The organism is Streptomyces gardneri (assembly GCF_006539185.1).
GTDB lineage: Bacteria > Actinomycetota > Actinomycetes > Streptomycetales > Streptomycetaceae > Streptomyces > Streptomyces gardneri.
The window spans coordinates 105,546-122,142 of the sequence record NZ_BJMN01000014.1; the positions used below are offsets into that span (position 1 = coordinate 105,546).

Below are 16,597 nucleotides of genomic sequence, written 5' to 3' on the forward strand. Positions count from 1 at the left end.
GTGGTGGTCAGCGGCGCGGGGAGGTGTCCGGTTCCTCCGCGTCCGTCGCCCAGACCTGCCAGGGCTGGCGGGCCACCCACTCCTCCACCGGGGCCGGTTCGAGCGCGAGCGCCTCCGTCGACACCCCGTCGTCGTCCGCCATGAGCAGCGGATCCGCGCCGCTCGCCATGTAGTGGTAGATCCCCGCCACCCCGGCCGCCGCCGCCGGACCGAGGAGCCCGGCGAGCCCGTGCTCGAAGTCGACCGGATCCAGCTCCCGGTAGCTCACGGCCCGGCCCAGGCCCCGGCCGAACGCCGCCGCGAGCTCGCCGCCCGTCAGCGCCGTCGCGCCGCCGATGTCGAACGTCCGCCCCTCCAGGCCCTCTCGGGTCAGCGCCGCGAGCGCCGCCTCCGCCAGGCCCCGGTGCGAGATCCACGCCGTCCGCGCCGACTCCGGCAGGGGATAGGCGAGCACGCCCTCGTCGACGAGCGCGGGACCGTTCCACGGCGAGAAGAGGTTGTCGAGGTAGACCGGCGGCCGGATCACCACGAGCGGCACCCCGCTGTCCCGCAGCACCCGCTCCGTCAGGCGCCGCGTCTCGAACGCCGGGAACCCCGTCGGGGCGTGCGGGACACGGGTGTTGGTGTTGAGGACCAGCCGTATCGTGCCCGCGAGCAGGGCCGCCTCCGCGATGTTCCGCGCGTACGCCTCCACCCGCTCGGGGTCGTACACCAGCGGCATCGTGACGAACGCGTGCGTCGTCCCCTCGAAGAGCCGCCGCACGTCGCCCGGCCGCGTCAGGTCGCCGGCGAGGAAGAAGGCGCCGGGCAGCGGCGGCCGGTCGGCCTCCGGGCGCCGCGTCAGCGCACGGACCCGGTGGTGCCGCTCGGCCAGCAGACGGGCCACCGCACCGCCCTGGAAACCGGTCGCGCCCACGACCGCCACCCGCATCGGAATCTCACTCGACATGTCTTTCTGAGGCCCTTCGATAGGCTGTCGCTGCTGTCGCGTCGGCTGCTCTCCAGGCTCGCCGCGACGGCTTCGGCCGTTCAATTAACAAACCGGGGCGGAAGTTGAAGGATCGTCCATGGATACCGTGGGAACCGACCGTCACGACCGGCGCGAGCACGACGCTCAGCGCGGGGCCGAGCACGAGGACCTGCTGAGCGAACTCCTGAAACCCCTCCGGCTCACCGGCGTCTTCGACAGCCGCTGGCACGTCCGGGCCCCCTGGGCCATCGAAGGCGACGCCGAACGCAGCTGCGCCGTCCTCCACTACGTCGTCGAGGGCGACTGCTGGATCACCACCGACGGGGAGCCCTCCGTCGAACTGCACGCCGGAGACCTCGTCGTCTTCCCCACCGGCACCGCGCACCGGCTCGCCGACCGCCCCGAGCGCCAGGGCGTCCCCCTCAAGGCCGTCCTGCCCGAACGGCAGCCCGGCACCTCCGGCGAGATCGTCATCGAGGGCACGGGCCCCGAGGCCCGGCTGCTCTGCGCCGGACTCCACTACGACGCCGGCGCCGCCACCGGTCTCTACACCTCCCTGCCCTGGGCCCTCGTCCTCGACCGCGCCCAGGTCGACCGCGAGCCGCTGCTCCGCGACACCCTCCGACTGCTCGCCGCCCCCGACCGGCCCGTCGGACCGGGCGACCGGCTCATCACCCTGCGCGCCTTCGAGATGGCGCTCGTCCTCGCGCTCCGCCCGCTGCTGCGCGAACTCGCCGGCAACCCGGCCTCGCTGCCCATGCTGCGGCACCCCGGCATCAGCCGGGCGGTCGTGATGATCGCGACCCGCTTCGCCGAGCCCTGGCGGATCGACTCCCTCGCCCGGGAGGTCGGCATGTCCCGCTCCGCGTTCACCGCGGCCTTCCGCGAGCTCGTCGGCGAGTCCCCGGCCCGCTACCTCGCCGCCCGCCGTATGCAGGAGGCCGTGCGGCTCCTCACCGAGACCTCGCTCCCGCAGTCGGCCCTGCCCGCCCGTATCGGCTACCAGAGCGCCGTCGGCTTCCACCTCGCCTTCCGCAAGTGGTTCGGGGTGACGCCGGGCGAGTACCGCGCGGGGGGTGCCAGGGCCGCCTGAGCCGACCGGGTCCGAGCCGCGGGTGAGCCCGGGCGCCGTCGGGAGCCGACGGCTGCCCGCGCGCCTGCGGCTGCCCGCGGGGTGCCGGCGGCTGCTCCATGGGTGTCCACGGGCGTCCAGGCGGCGCGCCGGGCCTGGACGGTTCATAAGGACCCCTGGACGGACGTTCATTGCCCGGACGCTCCTCGCCGGACAGGCTCGGGACGGCAGAGCCGTGACACCCGAGGAGAGGCGAGCGACCGGTGACGAGGTCCGGGCAGGAGTATCTGGAGGCGCTGCGGGACGGGCGCGAGGTCTGGCTCGACGGGGAGCGCGTCGAGGACGTCACCACACACCCCGCCTTCCGGGCCTCCGCGGCCTCCTTCGCCGGCCTGTACGACCTCGCCGACGACCCCGCGCACCACCCCGTCCTGGTCCAGGGCGGGGTGCGGCGCGCCTATGCCGTGCCCCGCTCGTACGAGGACCTGGTGGCCCGGCGCCGGGCCTTCCGGACGACGGCCGAGGCGAGCTACGGCTTCCTCGGCCGCACCCCCGACTACCTGGCCGCCGGCGCGGCCGGGTTCGCCGCCGCGCCCGCCGTCTTCACCGGCGACACCTTCGACGGCGCCGAGCACGCCCTCGGCTTCCACCGCAGGCTCGCCGAGGGCGACCTGCACGGCGCCTTCACCCTCACCGACCCGGCCTCGGGCCCCGGCGAGGACGACCTCACCCTCCGGATCACCGGGGAGCGGGACGGCGGGATCGTCGTCCGCGGCGCCAAGACCATCGGCACAGGGGCCGTCTTCGCCGACGAGATCCTCGTCGGCACGATCGAACCGCTGGCCGACGATGACCTCGACCACGCCGTGACGTTCTCCTTACGCCTCGACACCCCCGGCCTCAAACTGATCTCCCGCACCTCCTACGAGGGGCGATCCCGGTCCGTCTTCGACCACCCGCTCTCCTCCCGGTACGACGAGAACGACGCGATGCTCGTCTGCGAGGACGTGTTCGTGCCCTGGGAACGGGTCCTCACCTACCGGGACCCCGCCACCACCGGCGCGATCTGGTGGCGGACCCCCGCCTACCTGAACTTCGTCCACCAGTCCGCCACCCGCTTCTGGACGAAGCTGGAGTTCCTCACCGGCCTCGCCATCCTCGTCGCCCGCTCCCACGGCACCGACAAGCTGCCGCCCGTCACCCAGGCCCTCGGCCGGCTCCTCGGCATGGTCGCCCAGGCCAAGGCCTTCGTCCTCGGCGCCGAGGCCTCGTACGAGGAGGTCGACGGAGGCCGCGGCGGGGTCCGGCCGGGCCAGGAGATCTCCTTCGCCCAGCGGATCATGGCCGGCGAGCTCTACCCGCGGGCCGTCCAGGACATCAAGCTCCTCGCGGGCGGCTCCCTCATCCAGCTCCCCGCGAGCGGCCGGGACCTCCTCCACCCCGAACTCGGTCCGCTGGTCCGGCAGTACTTCCGCACCCCGGGCCACCCCGCGGAGGACCGCCTCAAACTCCTCAAGCTCGCCTGGGACGCGCTCGGTTCCGAGTTCGCGGGCCGCCACGAGCAGTACGAGCGCTTCTACCACGGAGCCCCCCACGTCTACCTGACCATGCAGACCTGGGCCGGGTCCGCCGGCGAGTGCGAGCGGCTCGCCCAGGCCTGTCTCGACGGCTACGGCCTGGGGACGACCCGGTGACGACACCGCCGGCACCGGTCCTGTCCGGGGCGCTCGCGCTGCTCGCCTCCCTCCAGCTGCTCCTGATCACGGACACCGCGGTCGTCGACGTCGCCCTGCCACCCGTCGGCGCCCTCGCCGCTCTGGCCGCCCTGATCTCCGTACACCTCCACCTCCCGGAGCCGGCTCCGGTCCCCGAGGACCCCAGGGTGCCGGACCTCCGGTAACCCGCTCCTCGAACGATGCCCACGACCACCCGGCGAGTGAACCGAAGGGGCGCGGCTGTCGAAAGGGAGAGCGCGCGGAGGTCCCGAGGAACGAGGGACCGAGCACGGTCGACCGTCGACAGCCGCTGAAGCGCCCCGGAGGTGAGCGAGCCCCGAAGGAAAAGGAGCGCCCATGTTCGGCGATCCACGTCATCGCACCGAGGACATACGTGCCGCCGACCCGCTGGGCGCCGACGCCCTGCTCGCCGCGGTGCCCGCGCTCAACGCCCGGGCCGACACCGCGGCCCTGACCGTCGCCCTGCGCGCCCTCGTCCCCGACCCGGACCGGGCCGCGCAGTGGAGCGTGGCGGCCGCGCTGGCCGCGATGCGGGACCTCGGCATCCTGCTCGGCTCACTGAAACGCCACGGGGTGCAGCCCCTCGCCGCCGTCCCCGAGGCGCTGCCGGTCCTCGAACTCCTCGGCCGCCGGACCGACATGGTGCCCCGGGACACCGTCCACCACTACACGACCTGGAACCCGCCCGGGCGGCGCCGACGCTCGTACACCGGCCATCCGGTCGAGGCCCGGCTCCAGGAGGCGGTCCGTATGGTCTTCCCCGGCCTGGTCGCGGCGGTCGAGGACTGCTCCCGCGTCGCCCGGCTCGAACCGTACGACCCCGCCTTCGCCGCCGCCCTGGACCGGGTCGCCCGCCACGTACGGACGATCGTGGACTCGATCGACCTCACGGTCGCGCAGGTCCCGCCGGAGTACTTCGCGGTGACCCTGCGGCCGTACTTCGAGGAGGTCGAGGTGGCGGGCCGCGACTACCTGGGGCCCGCCGCCGCGCAGGTCCCGCTCTGGCTCGTCGATCTGACGCTGTGGCAGTGCGACCGCTCGGACGCCGCCTACGACGCCTTCCTGGCCGAGTCCCTGCCGTACGCGCTGCCGGGCTGGCGGGAGTTCCACGCCCTGCACCGGGGCGGGGTGTCGGCGGTGAGCAAGCTGTCGGCGGCGGTGAGCTGGGAGCGGATGGACCGGCTGCCGCCCGAGCTCGTCGCCTCGGCGGCCGCGCTCGGCCGGGTGCTGCGGATCCTCAAGACCTTCCGGGCCCGGCACATCGGCATCGCCCGCAAGGCGTACGACGACGACCTGCGCCTGTACGAGGAGGGCAGCGGCGGCGCCCCCGTCGCGCTGCTCCGCTCGATCCTGGATCTGACCAGGGAGAACGAGACCATGGTGCGCCGCGCGGCCGTGCGGCACCGTCCCGCCGGGGCCCCTGTCGGGCCCGCGGCCGCGTAACGGCGCGAAGGAGCACACGATGTCCCTGCACACTGCCTACGGCCGGAGCCCGCACATCGTGATCGCCGGCGGCGGCATCGCCGGGCTCACCACCGCCCTCTCCCTGCACGCCGCCGGATTCGAGCGCGTCACGGTCGTCGAGGCGGCCGCCGCGATCCGGCCCATGGGCGCCGGGCTCAACCTGATGCCGAACGCCGTCCGCGAACTGGACGCCCTCGGCCTGCTCGACGCGCTGGAGGCGGGCGCCCTGCGCACCCGCGAACTGCGCTACTACCACCGCTCGGGCGGGCTGATATCCCGCGAGCCGCGCGGACTCGGCGCAGGCCACCGCTGGCCGCAGCTCTCGGTGCACCGCGCGCACCTCCAGCAGGTCCTCGCGGGCGCGGTCCGGGCCAGGCTCGGCGCGGCGGCGCTCGTGACGGGGGTCCGGGTCAGCGGCGTGGAGCCGCTGCCGGACGGCCGGCCGCGGCTGCGCCTGGAACACCGGTCGGGAGCCGTCCGGGGCCGGGCCTCGCTCGAACCGGACGTGCTGGTGGGCGCGGACGGCATCCGGTCGGCGGTCCGGGCGGCGCTCCACCCGGGCGAGGGCGGGCCGCCGTGGAACGGGATGCTGGTGTGGCGGGGGGTGTCCCGGATACCGGCGCGGGCCATCGGCTCCTTCATGCTCATCGCGGGCGACGACCGCCAGAAGGCCGTGGTGTACCCGATGGGCAGGCCGACGGGACCGGGGCGGGAGGTCCTGGTGAACTGGGCGCTGGCCCGCCCGGCGGAGACCGGATGCGCCTCCGCCGAGACGAGGCTCCGCGGCGACTGGGACCGGCCCGTGCCCGTGGAGACCTTCCTCCCCTTCTACGAGGGCTGGGAGTTCGACGGCGTCCGCGTCCCCGACATCCTGCGAGCCGCCGACTCCGCGTACGAGTACCCGATGGTCGACCGCGAACCCCTCGACCGCTGGACCCACGGCCGGACCACCCTCGTCGGCGACGCCGCCCACGCCATGCACCCGACCGGCTCCAACGGCGCCACCCAGTCGATCGTCGACGCCCGCGCCCTCGCCCACGCCCTCGCCCGGCACGACGACCCGGCCGAGGGCCTCGCCGCGTACGAGGCCGAACGCCGGCCCGCCATGACCGCACTCCAGCGCGCCAACCGGCGGCTCGGCCCCGAGGCCGTCATCGCCCTCGCCCACGAGCGCGCCCCGCACGGCTTCACCGACATCCACGACGTCGTCCCGGCCGAGGAGCTCGCCGCCGTCGCCGGACGGTACGCCACCGCGGGCGCCTTCGACCCGGACACGGTCAACCAGGGCTCCCCGTACGAGGTGCCGCTCCCCGCCCTCGGCTGAAAGACGCCCTGCCGACACGCCACGCGCGCCGACGCGCCGTGGCCCGGCGGGGCGACATGTCCTAACGTCGGAGCGGAACGACGGACGCACAGCGTGGTGCGTCCACTCCGCTCCGTACTCGCCTGCGAAGGTGGAACACGTGAAGGCAATCCGTCGATTCACCGTGCGTCCCGTCCTCCCCGACACCCTTCGACCCCTCGCCGACCTCGCGCACAACCTGCGCTGGTCCTGGCACGAACCCACCCGCGCGCTCTTCGACTCGCTCGCCCCGGAGAGCCGGACCGGCGCCGACCCCGTCCGGGTCCTCGGCGCCCTCGAAGCCCCCCGGCTCTCCGCGCTCGCCGCCGACCGGGACTTCCTGGCCCGGCTGACCGCCGCCGCCGAGGACCTCGACACCTATCTGCACGCCCCCCGCTGGTACCAGGGACAACCGGGCCGGCCCCCGGCGGCCGTCGCGTACTTCTCGCCCGAGTTCGGCGTCGCCGCGGCCCTGCCCCAGTACTCCGGCGGCCTCGGCATCCTCGCCGGGGACCACCTCAAGTCCGCCAGCGACCTCGGCGTCCCCCTCGTCGGCGTCGGCCTGCTCTACCGGCACGGCTACTTCCGGCAGTCCCTCGGCCGCGACGGCTGGCAGCAGGAGCAGTACCCCGTCCTCGACCCGGGCGAGCTGCCCGTCACCCTGCTCCGCGAGGCCGACGGCGCCCCCGCCCGGGTCACCCTCGCCCTGCCCGGCGGGCGCAGCCTGCACGCCCACATCTGGATCGCCCAGGTCGGCCGCGTCCCGCTGCTCATGCTCGACTCCGACGTCGAGGAGAACGCCCCCGGCGAACGGAGCGTCACCGACCGGCTGTACGGCGGCGGCAGCGAGCACCGGCTCCTCCAGGAGATGCTCCTCGGCATCGGCGGCGTCCGCGCCGTCCGCACGTACACCCGGCTCACCGGCACCCCCGACCCCGAGGTCTTCCACACCAACGAGGGCCACGCCGGGCTCCTCGGGCTCGAACGCATCCGCGAACTCCAGGGAGAGGGGCTCGACTTCGACAGCGCCCTGGAGACCGTCAGGGCCGGGACCGTCTTCACCACCCACACCCCCGTCCCGGCCGGCATCGACCGCTTCGACCGGAGCCTGGTCGCCCGCCACCTCGGCGAGGACGGCGCCCTCCCCGGCGTCGACACCGGACGCGTCCTCGCGCTCGGCGACGAGACCCCGCTCGGCGGCGAACCCGGCGTCTTCAACATGGCCGCCATGGGGCTGCGCCTCGCCCAGCGCGCCAACGGCGTCTCCACCCTCCACGGCGCCGTCAGCCGCGCCATGTTCGCCGGACTCTGGCCGGGATTCGACGCCGACGAGGTGCCCATCACCTCCATCACCAACGGCGTCCACGCCCCCACCTGGGTCGCCCCCGAGGTCGGCCGGCTCGGCCCCGACGCCACCGACGGCGAGCTGTGGGAGCTGCGCCGCACCCTGCGCGAACGGCTCGTGACCGACGTACGGGCACGGCTGCGGGCCTCCTGGCGCCAGCGCGGAGCGGCCGCCGCCGAACTCGGCTGGACCGACTCCGTCCTCGACCCCGACGTCCTCACCATCGGCTTCGCCCGCCGCGTCCCCTCGTACAAGCGGCTCACGCTCATGCTCCGGGACAAGGACCGGCTGCGCGCCCTGCTGCTCCACCCCGAGCGGCCCGTGCAGCTCGTCGTCGCCGGCAAGGCGCACCCCGCCGACGACGGCGGGAAGCGGCTCGTGCAGGAGCTGGTCCGCTTCGCCGACGACCCCAGGATCCGGCACCGGATCGTCTTCCTCCCCGACTACGGCATGGAGATGGCCCGCGGCCTCTACCCCGGCTGCGACGTCTGGCTCAACAACCCGCTGCGCCCCCTGGAGGCCTGCGGCACCAGCGGCATGAAGGCCGCGCTCAACGGCTGCCTCAACCTCTCCGTCCTCGACGGCTGGTGGGACGAGTGGTTCGAGCCCGACTTCGGCTGGGCCATCCCCACCGCCGACGGCGCCGCCGCCGCGGACGAGGACCGCCGGGACGACCTGGAGGCGGCCGCCCTCTACGAGCTGATCGAGCGCCGGGTCGCCCCCCGCTTCTACGACCGGGGCCCCGACGGGGTGCCGGCCGGCTGGACGGCGATGGTCCGGCGAACCCTCGCCGACCTCGGCCCGAAGGTCCTCGCCGACCGGATGGTCCGCGAGTACGTCGAGCGGTTGTACGTCCCCGCCGCCGACGCCCGCCGGGCGCTCACCCCGGACCGGGCGCGGGAGCTCGCGGCCTGGAAGGCCCGGGTCAGGGAGGCCTGGCCCAAGGTGTCCGTCGACCACGTCGAGGTCGGCGACGGGCTCGCGGACGACCTGGCGGACGCGGAGCTCGGCTCGACCCCGGTCGTCCGGGTCCGGGTGGCCCTCGGCGAACTGGGCCCCGACGACGTCGAGGTGCAGGCCGTCACCGGCCGGGTCGACGCCGACGACACCCTCGCGGACACCCGTACCGTCCCGCTGAAGCCGGCGGGCCGCCCGGACCTGGAGGGCCGGCAGCCGTATGCCGGCACCCTGGAACTCGACCGCACCGGCTCCTTCGGCTGCACGGTCCGCGTCCTGCCCGCCCACCCGCTCCTCGCCCACCAGGCCGAACCGGGGCTCGTGGCCCTGCCGGAGGAGACGGCGGGGGAGGGCGCGGGCTGCCTGCTGCGGTAGGCGGGCGCTCCACCGGACGGCCTCAGCGCACCTCGGCCTTGTCGGCGAGGTGCCCTGCGGTGAAGCAGAGCCGGTACACCGGGACCGCGGCGAGCAGCGTGGAGCGGTAGTACCGGCACTCGTCCATGCCGGGCGGCTCCGCCGGAACGCCCTTCGGCGGGCCGTCCAGCGGATGGTCGGGCAGGTCCTCGGCCTCGGTGATCGCGGTGAGCGTCTGGCCGATCCGCATCCGCCCGTAGTCGTCCGGCTCCAGGTACGACTGGTGCTGGGTCCACAGCGCGACCCCCACCATGAGCAGGCCGAGCGCGGCGAGCAGCGCGAGCGGGATCCAGATGGCCTGGGCGAGGCCCTTGCGGACCTCGCGGCGGACCCGGTCCAGCTCCCGGGCCGAGGTGGGCGCCGCCGGCGCGGCCGGGCCGCCGGGGGGCGTCCGGCGCGGCAGGGTCGCGCGGACCGCGAAGCCCCCGTCGGGCGTGGGTCCGTGGGTCAGGGCCCCGCCCGCGAGCCGTACGCGCTCGTCGAGGCCGACGAGTCCGGTGCCGCCCGAGGCGAGCGGCGACCCCGCCGCACCGGGACCGCTGACGACGTCCACGGCGACGCGCTCCGGGCCGGCGTCGACCCGGACGGCCACGCTGCCGCCCGGCGCGTGCTTGGCCGCGTTGGTGAGCGCCTCCCGGACGACGCGGTGCAGCGCCCAGCCGGCCATCCCGTCCGGCTCGTGTCCCTCCCCGGTCACGGTGAGGGTGACCGCGAGGCCCGAGGCGCGGGCGCGGGAGACGAGTTCCTCGACGGGTTCGCCGCCCGGGGCCGTCGGCGCCGGGTCCTCGTCGGGCTGGCGCAGGACGCCGATGACGTCCCGGAGGCGGGCCGTCGCGTCGGCCGCCGCGCGGCGCAGTTCGCCGGCCGCGTGCTGCTGGTCGGGGCCGAGCGCCGGATCGACCTCCAGGGCGCCCGCGCGGACCGCGATCAGGGCCAGGTCGTGGCCGAGGGAGTCGTGCATGTCCCCCGCGATCCGGGAGCGTTCCCGCAGCCTCTCCCGGTCGGCGACGGCCGCCTGCTCCCGCTCCATCCGGACGGCGAGCTCCCAGCCGCTGTGCACGAGACGGTCGTACTGGCGGACGTAACGGCCGATCAGCCACGGCGCGACGATCGCCAGGGCCAGCGCGAGGAGCAGCGTGAACCACTGGCCGAGCGAGGTGGCGGTGAGCCGGGTGAGGAACAGCCCGACGGCGGCCACCGCGCCGAACAGCCACAGCGCGCCCCGGGTGTGCTCCTGGCGGCGCCCCGCGAGATAGCCGAAGGCGATGAGGGCGAGGCTGTACGAGGGGGTGAACAGCTCCAGGGTGGCGGGCAGGCTCAGCGCGACCGTCACCGCGATCGGCGCCAGCGGCCATCTCCGGCTGACCGCGACGCAGCCGCCGAGCACCGTGACGCCGAGCGCGACCTGCGGCCAGCTCCCGCCGTCGTTGGGGTCCGACCTCAGCAGCACCGGGACGCACAGCAGCAGCCACAGCCCCAGGTCGAAGAGACGCTCACGCATCCGGGTTCCCGAGGGGATCGCCGGGGACCATGCCCGCCTCGTACGCGAGGACCGCGAGCTGGACGCGGTTGCGGAGTCCCAGGCGGGCCAGGACGGCGCTCACATGCGCCTTGACGGTGCCCTCGACGACGTACATGCGGTCCGCGATCTCCTGGTTGGAGAGCCCGGCGCCGAGGAGGCCGACGACCTCCCGCTCGCGGCCGGTGAGCGGTTCCAGGCGCGCCCGTGCCTCGGCGGCCCGGCCGAGGCGCTCGCCGCCGAGGGTGTCGATGACCCGGCGGGCGACGGCGGGGGAGAGGGCGGCGCCGCCGGTCGCCACGGCCCGGACCCCGGCGATGAGTTCGCGCGGGTCCCCGGACTTGAGCAGGAAGCCGCTGACGCCGAGGGCGAGCGCCCGGGCGATGTAGGCGTCCTCGGAGAAGGTGGTGAGCATGACGGCGGCCGTGTCCGGGACGGTCCCGCGCAGCTCCGCGGCGGCGCCGAGCCCGTCGAGGCGGGGCATCCGGATGTCGAGCAGGGCGACGTCGGGCCGGTGCAGCCGGGCGAGCTCCACGGCCTCGTGGCCGTCGCCGGCCTCGGCGACCACCTCGATCCCGGGGTCGGTGGTGAGGATGGCCCGGACCCCGGCCCTGATCATCGTCTCGTCGTCCGCCAGCAGCACCCTGATCATGGGTCCCAGGGTATGCAGACAGGGGTGTGCAGACGCGCGGAAGCCCGGAGGGAACGTTCCCTCCGGGCTTCCGTCACATCACTTCAGGCTCTGCGGGCCTTGCGGCTCCGCGGGCCTTCCCGCTTACGGGAAGGTCAGCTTGAAGTTGTTGATGTAGCCGGTGTCGATCGAGGCCTTGTCCTGGACGCGGAGCTTCCAGGCGCCGTTGGCGACCTCCGAGGAGGCGTTCACGGTGTAGGTCTGGACGATGTTGTCGGCGCTGCCGCCGGACCGGTTGCTCAGGCTGTAGGCCGAGCCGTCGGGGGCGACGAGGTCGACCACGAGGTCACCGCGGTAGGTGTGGACGATGTCCACGTCCACCTTGAGGGTGGAGGGGGCGTTGCCGGCGATGCCGGTGACGTTGACCGTCGAGGTCACCGCGGCGCCGTTGTCCGGGATGGACACGTCGGCCGCGTTCTCGAAGACCTTGCCCGGCTGCGGCTCGCCGCCACCCGGACGGGTACCGACGTTCACACCGGCCCAGGCGTGCTGGACGGCGAGGACCTCGGGGCTGTTGGCGCCGTACAGCTCCGTGGCCACCGCGACGGTGCCCGTGCGGGCGCCGGCGTAGTTGGTGGAGGAGTTGAACTTGGTGGTGAGCGCCTTGAACCAGATCAGCGAGGCCTTGTCCCGGCCTATGCCGGTGACGGGCAGGCCGTCGGAGGTCGGCGAGTCGTAGTTCACGCCGTTGACGGTCTTGGTGCCGCTGCCCTCGGAGAGCAGGTAGTACCAGTGGTTCGCCGGACCCGAGGAGTAGTGGACGTCGACGTTGCCGATGCCCGAGTACCAGTAGTCCTTGGAGGAGCCGTCCTTGCTCGGCTTGTCCATGTAGCGCAGCGGCGTGCCGTTGCCGCGGATGTCGATCTTCTCGCCGACGAGGTAGTCGCCCTGGTCCTGGCTGTTGTTGGCGTAGAACTCGACGGCCGCGGCGAAGATGTCCGAGGTGGCCTCGTTGAGGCCGCCGGACTCGCCGCTGTAGACCAGGCCGGCGGTGACGGACGTGAGGCCGTGCGTCATCTCGTGCGCGGCCACGTCGATGGACGTGAGCGGCTTGGTGTTGCCCGCGCCGTCGCCGTAGGTCATGCAGAAGCAGGAGTCCTGCCAGAAGGCGTTGACGTAGGCGTTGCCGTAGTGGACCCGGGAGTACGCGCCGGCGCCGTCACCGCGGATGCCGGAGCGGCCGTGCACGTTCTTGTAGTAGTCCCAGGTGAGCGCGGCGCCGTAGTGCGCGTCGGCGCCCGCGGTCTCCTTGTTCTGCGGAGTCCCGTTGCCCCAGACGTCCGTGGTGTTGCTGAACAGCGTCCCGGTGCCCGACGAACCACCGTTGAGGTTGTACGTCTTGTGGCTGCCGCGAGTCGTGTCGGTGAGCGTGTACGAGGGCGCGGTGCCGAGGGTGACCTGGCCGCTGTACTGGGTGTTGCCCGTGCCGGTGTGCACGGCCTGCCACTCGTACAGCTTCGCGCCGCTCTTGGCGTCCGTCACGACGTGCAGCTCGTTCGGGGTGCCGTCGTGCTGGAGGCCGCCGACGACGGTCTCGTACGCGAGGACGGGGGCGCCCTTGGCCATCCAGACGACCTTGCGCGGGGCGCGCTCGGCGTCCGTCTTCTTCGAGCCGTCCGCCGCGGCGATGCCGACGGCCTGCTTCTCGGCGGCGGCCGGGGCGACGGTCGCCGTGAGGTCGACGTTCTTCAGCTCCGCGCGGGAGGACTTGGTGACCGAGGCGGTCGCGCCGCCCTTGGTCTCGGCGACGATCAGGTCACCGCCGAGCACCGGAAGGCCGGCGTAGGTGCGCTCGTAGCGCGTGTGGGTCGTGCCGTCGCGGTCCTGCACGACGTCACGGACGACCAGCTTCTCCTGGGCGCCGAGGCCGAGCGCCTTGGCCGTGGCGGCCTTGTCGGCGTCGGCGGCCTTGATGAGCGCGGTGCGCTCGGCGGGGGTGAGGTCGGCCGGGAGCTTGCCGGGGTTCGCCGAGGTGCCCTTCTGGGACTTCGGGGCGATGGTCCAGGGATCGTCGGCCGCGGTGGCGGACCCCGTCTGGACGCTCACGGCGAGCATGGCGGCGGCAGCGATCAGAGCGCCGGTCGCGGTGGCGCGACGGCTGGGCGTGGATCTCACGCAGACTCCTTTTGCGAGGGGGGTACCGGCGGACTGGGTGGGGTCCGTCCGGGCGGAGCAAGGAGAGCTGTGGAGCACGTTCGGAGCTGTGCAACACGTCCGGGTGAAGCAGCGAACAGTGATGCGAAGAACCGGGGAGAGAGTGACAGGACTGACGGGTACCTGTCATGAGTGCGTCAGCAAGTTGGCCGGAAGTCGTCCGCTGCCCGTACGTCCGTGTTCGTTAACCGGACGTTTCGTCGATCATGGACGCGATGCCGTCCAGAGTTCGCTGAAGCCCGAATTCGAAGAGCGCGTCGAGGTCCAGACCGAAGCCGCCGCCACTCGTCACCGAGTTCAGCTCGGGGTAGGAACCGCCCGCTTGGATCGCGTCGAAGCGTGGCTCATTCTGTTCCATCCACTCGCCGTCGGAGATCCCCGTGTCCTGCCGCGCCTGCTCCTCCAGATCGTCCGCCATCGACAGCCCCTGCACGTAGGCGAAGATCAGCAGATGCGCGTGGAGCTTCTCCGTGTGCGTCAGCGGAGTGCCCCGCAGCGACCGCAGCACCCACTCCGTGTACGCCATCGCGTTCCGCGTCGCGACCGGCCGCGTGAACGAGGCCATCGCGTGCGCCATCCACCGGTGCCGCGAGTACACCCCGCGCAGCCACCGCGCCCCCCGCTCCAGACCCACCCGCCACTCCGGCGGCACCGGCCCCAACGGCACCTCGCCGCAGGCCGCGTCCGCCATCAGCCGCACCAGCTCCGCCTTGCCCGGCACATGCCGGTACAGCGTCATCGTCGACACCCCGAGCGCCGTCGCCACCCGGCGCATCGTCAGGCCGTTCAGCCCCTCGGCGTCGGCGAGTTCCAGCGCCGCCGCCACCAGCCGCTCCCTTGAGAGCGGCTCCGGCTCCGGGCCCGCGCCCGATCCCGCGCCCGATCCCGTGTCCGATCCCGTGCCGCGTCCCGTCCGAGCGAGGACGACCGTGCCCACCCCCGGCTCCGGCCGCACCAGACTCTCCTGGCGCAGCACCCCCAGCGCCTTCGTGGCCGTCGCCATCGCCACGCCCCACTCCCGCGTGACCGCCCGCGTCGACGGCACCCGGTCGCCAGGCGACAGCTCGCCGGACCGGATGCGGCGGCGGAGCTCGGCGGCGATGGCGAGGTAGGGCGGCTCGTTCGTCACCGGGCGGAGTGTACTAGTGCGGTCGGGACGGCGTACGCCTTGTGGCAGAAGGCCTGTTGGGGGTTTTCCTCCCGGTGCACTAGGGCGGGAGTGGTCTTGTACGCCCGGCGCTGCTTCCTTGCTCCCATGACACTCACCGCACACCCCGGGCACGACACCGCGGGACCCGGACCCGTCCGTGCCGGACGGCGCGAATGGGCCGCCCTCGGCGTCCTCATGCTGCCCCTGCTCCTCGTCTCCATGGACGTCTCCGTCCTCTACTTCGCCATCCCCTCCATCAGCGCCGACCTGGCCCCCGGAGCCACCGAACAGCTCTGGATCCTCGACACCTACGGCTTCGTCCTCGCCGGACTCCTCGTCACCATGGGCGCCCTCGGCGACCGCCTCGGGCGCCGCCGGCTCCTCCTCGGCGGCGCCGCCCTCTTCGGGGTCGCCTCCGTCGCCGCCGCCTACGCCCACAGCCCCGGCGCCCTGATCGCCGCCCGCGCCCTCCTCGGCCTCGCCGGCGCCTGTCTCATGCCCGCGACCCTCGCCCTCATCCGCAACCTCTTCCAGGACCCGGCCCAGCGCGCCAAGGCCGTCACCGCGTGGACCGCCGTCATGGCGAGCGGCATCTCCCTCGGGCCCGTCGTCAGCGGCGCGCTCGTCGAGCACTTCTGGTGGGGGTCCGTCTTCCTCGTCAACCTCCCCGCGATGGCGCTCCTCCTCGTCCTCGGACCCCTGCTGCTTCCCGAGTCCAAGGCGCCGGCCGCCGGCCGTGGGCCGTTCGACCTGGTGAGCGGCGGGATCTCGCTTGCCGCGCTGCTGCCCCTGATCTACGGGATCAAGGAACTCGCCAAGGACGGCTGGGCGCCGCTGCCCGCTCTCGGGGTGACCGGTGGACTGCTGCTCTGCCTCGTCTTCGTCCGCCGCCAGGCCCGGCTCGCCCACCCCATGGTCGACCTCGGGCTGATCCGCACCCGGGCCTACGGCGGCTCCGTCCTCGTCAACCTGCTCGCCATGGTCGCGACCGTCGGCTTCGCCGTCTTCCTCACCCAGTACCTGCAGTCCGTCCTCGGCCAGAGCCCCTTCGAAGCGGCCCTGTGGAGCCTCGTACCCGCCCTCGGCGTCCTCGTCGCCGCCCCGGTGGCCGCGACGCTCGCCCGCCGGGTCGACCGGGCGTACGTCATGGGCGGCGGGTTCCTCGTCTCCGCCGGCGGCTTCGCCTGGCTCGCCGCGATCGACCGCGCCACGCCCTTCTGGGCGGTCCTCGTGGCCAGTGCCGTCTACGCCGCCGGGCTCGTCTCCGCCATGACCCTCGCCAACGAACTCGCCCTCGGCGCCGCGCCGCCCGAGCGCGCGGGGTCGGCCGCCGCCGTCCTCGAATCGGGGCAGGAGCTGGGCGGGGCGCTCGGGATGGCGATCCTCGGGTCCATCGGGGCGGCCGTCTACACCGCGGCGATGCCGCCCTCGGCTCCCGCCGCCGCTCGGGAGACGTTGGGGGGTGCGCTGTCGGGGCCTGCGGATGTTCTCGATGCCGCCCGTGGTGCCTTCGTCGAGGCCATGGGGGGTGCCGCCTTGGGGGCTGCCGTGTTGATGGTCCTCGCCGGCTTGTTGGCGGTCGGGTTGTTGCGGGGGCGTTCCTGAGGGGTGGTGCGTGGGGGACGTTCCGGGGGTCGCGTTCGGGACTGCATGATTTACGGCGCCCTCGGGTGCCGGATGGCTTGAAGTCTCTCTGCGCCACAAATCACGCTTTACGTCCCGAACACGACCCCCTCCACGTCCCCCACTCCCGCCGGTGGAGCGGTGACCGCCTGGGTTCCTT

Annotated in this window: 12 protein-coding genes; 7 read left to right on the top strand and 5 right to left on the bottom strand. The window is 73.8% G+C overall.

What is annotated here, in order from left to right; all coding sequences use genetic code 11:
* Positions 1–7: 7 nt before the first annotated feature.
* On the bottom strand, positions 8–949 hold the full coding sequence (locus tag SGA01_RS12465; RefSeq protein WP_141296571.1) for an SDR family oxidoreductase: 942 nt from the start codon (positions 947–949) through the stop codon (positions 8–10).
* Positions 950–1,067: 118 nt separating this feature from the next.
* On the opposite strand from SGA01_RS12465, the gene SGA01_RS12470 reads away from it, so the two are divergent.
* The 6 genes from SGA01_RS12470 to glgP all read left to right on the top strand — a co-directional run bounded on the left by SGA01_RS12470 (position 1,068) and on the right by glgP (position 9,261).
* Complete coding sequence (locus tag SGA01_RS12470) at positions 1,068–2,063, top strand: AraC family transcriptional regulator (protein WP_141296573.1); 996 nt, start codon at positions 1,068–1,070, stop codon at positions 2,061–2,063.
* A 242-nt stretch (positions 2,064–2,305) separates the two neighbouring features.
* Complete coding sequence (locus SGA01_RS12475) at positions 2,306–3,736, top strand: 4-hydroxyphenylacetate 3-hydroxylase family protein (RefSeq protein WP_141296575.1); 1,431 nt, start codon at positions 2,306–2,308, stop codon at positions 3,734–3,736.
* Positions 3,733–3,942 carry a hypothetical protein gene (locus SGA01_RS12480; RefSeq protein WP_141296577.1) on the top strand — a complete coding sequence of 70 codons (210 nt, stop codon included), beginning with the start codon at positions 3,733–3,735 and terminating at the stop codon, positions 3,940–3,942. The genes SGA01_RS12475 and SGA01_RS12480 overlap by 4 nt, the downstream gene beginning before the upstream one ends.
* A gap of 172 nt (positions 3,943–4,114) precedes the next feature.
* On the top strand, positions 4,115–5,221 hold the full coding sequence (locus SGA01_RS12485) for a monodechloroaminopyrrolnitrin synthase PrnB family protein (RefSeq protein ID WP_141296579.1): 1,107 nt from the start codon (positions 4,115–4,117) through the stop codon (positions 5,219–5,221).
* Positions 5,222–5,240: 19 nt separating this feature from the next.
* Entirely contained in the window at positions 5,241–6,566 is a 1,326-nt protein-coding gene (locus SGA01_RS12490) for an FAD-dependent monooxygenase (RefSeq protein ID WP_141296581.1), read from the top strand.
* A gap of 139 nt (positions 6,567–6,705) precedes the next feature.
* The gene (glgP, locus tag SGA01_RS12495) at positions 6,706–9,261 is read left to right on the top strand and encodes an alpha-glucan family phosphorylase (protein ID WP_141296583.1); all 2,556 of its coding nucleotides are present in this window, start codon (positions 6,706–6,708) and stop codon (positions 9,259–9,261) included.
* 22 nt (positions 9,262–9,283) lie between these two features.
* Here glgP and SGA01_RS12500 read toward each other — a convergent pair whose 3' ends face one another.
* The 4 genes from SGA01_RS12500 to SGA01_RS12515 all read right to left on the bottom strand — a co-directional run bounded on the left by SGA01_RS12500 (position 9,284) and on the right by SGA01_RS12515 (position 14,793).
* Positions 9,284–10,801, bottom strand: coding sequence for a sensor histidine kinase (locus SGA01_RS12500; RefSeq protein ID WP_141296585.1), 1,518 nt, complete (start codon positions 10,799–10,801; stop codon positions 9,284–9,286).
* On the bottom strand, positions 10,794–11,471 hold the full coding sequence (locus tag SGA01_RS12505) for a response regulator (protein WP_141296587.1): 678 nt from the start codon (positions 11,469–11,471) through the stop codon (positions 10,794–10,796). The genes SGA01_RS12500 and SGA01_RS12505 overlap by 8 nt, the downstream gene beginning before the upstream one ends.
* A 123-nt stretch (positions 11,472–11,594) precedes the next feature.
* Positions 11,595–13,625 (bottom strand): M4 family metallopeptidase, encoded by a 2,031-nt coding sequence (locus tag SGA01_RS12510; RefSeq protein WP_141296589.1) that lies wholly within the window; start codon positions 13,623–13,625, stop codon positions 11,595–11,597.
* Positions 13,626–13,848: 223 nt separating this feature from the next.
* Complete coding sequence (locus SGA01_RS12515) at positions 13,849–14,793, bottom strand: TetR/AcrR family transcriptional regulator C-terminal domain-containing protein (protein ID WP_141296591.1); 945 nt, start codon at positions 14,791–14,793, stop codon at positions 13,849–13,851.
* 126 nt (positions 14,794–14,919) lie between these two features.
* Between SGA01_RS12515 and SGA01_RS12520 the strand changes: the two genes are divergently transcribed.
* Positions 14,920–16,419 (top strand): MFS transporter, encoded by a 1,500-nt coding sequence (locus SGA01_RS12520; protein ID WP_141296593.1) that lies wholly within the window; start codon positions 14,920–14,922, stop codon positions 16,417–16,419.
* Positions 16,420–16,597 lie beyond the last annotated feature (178 nt).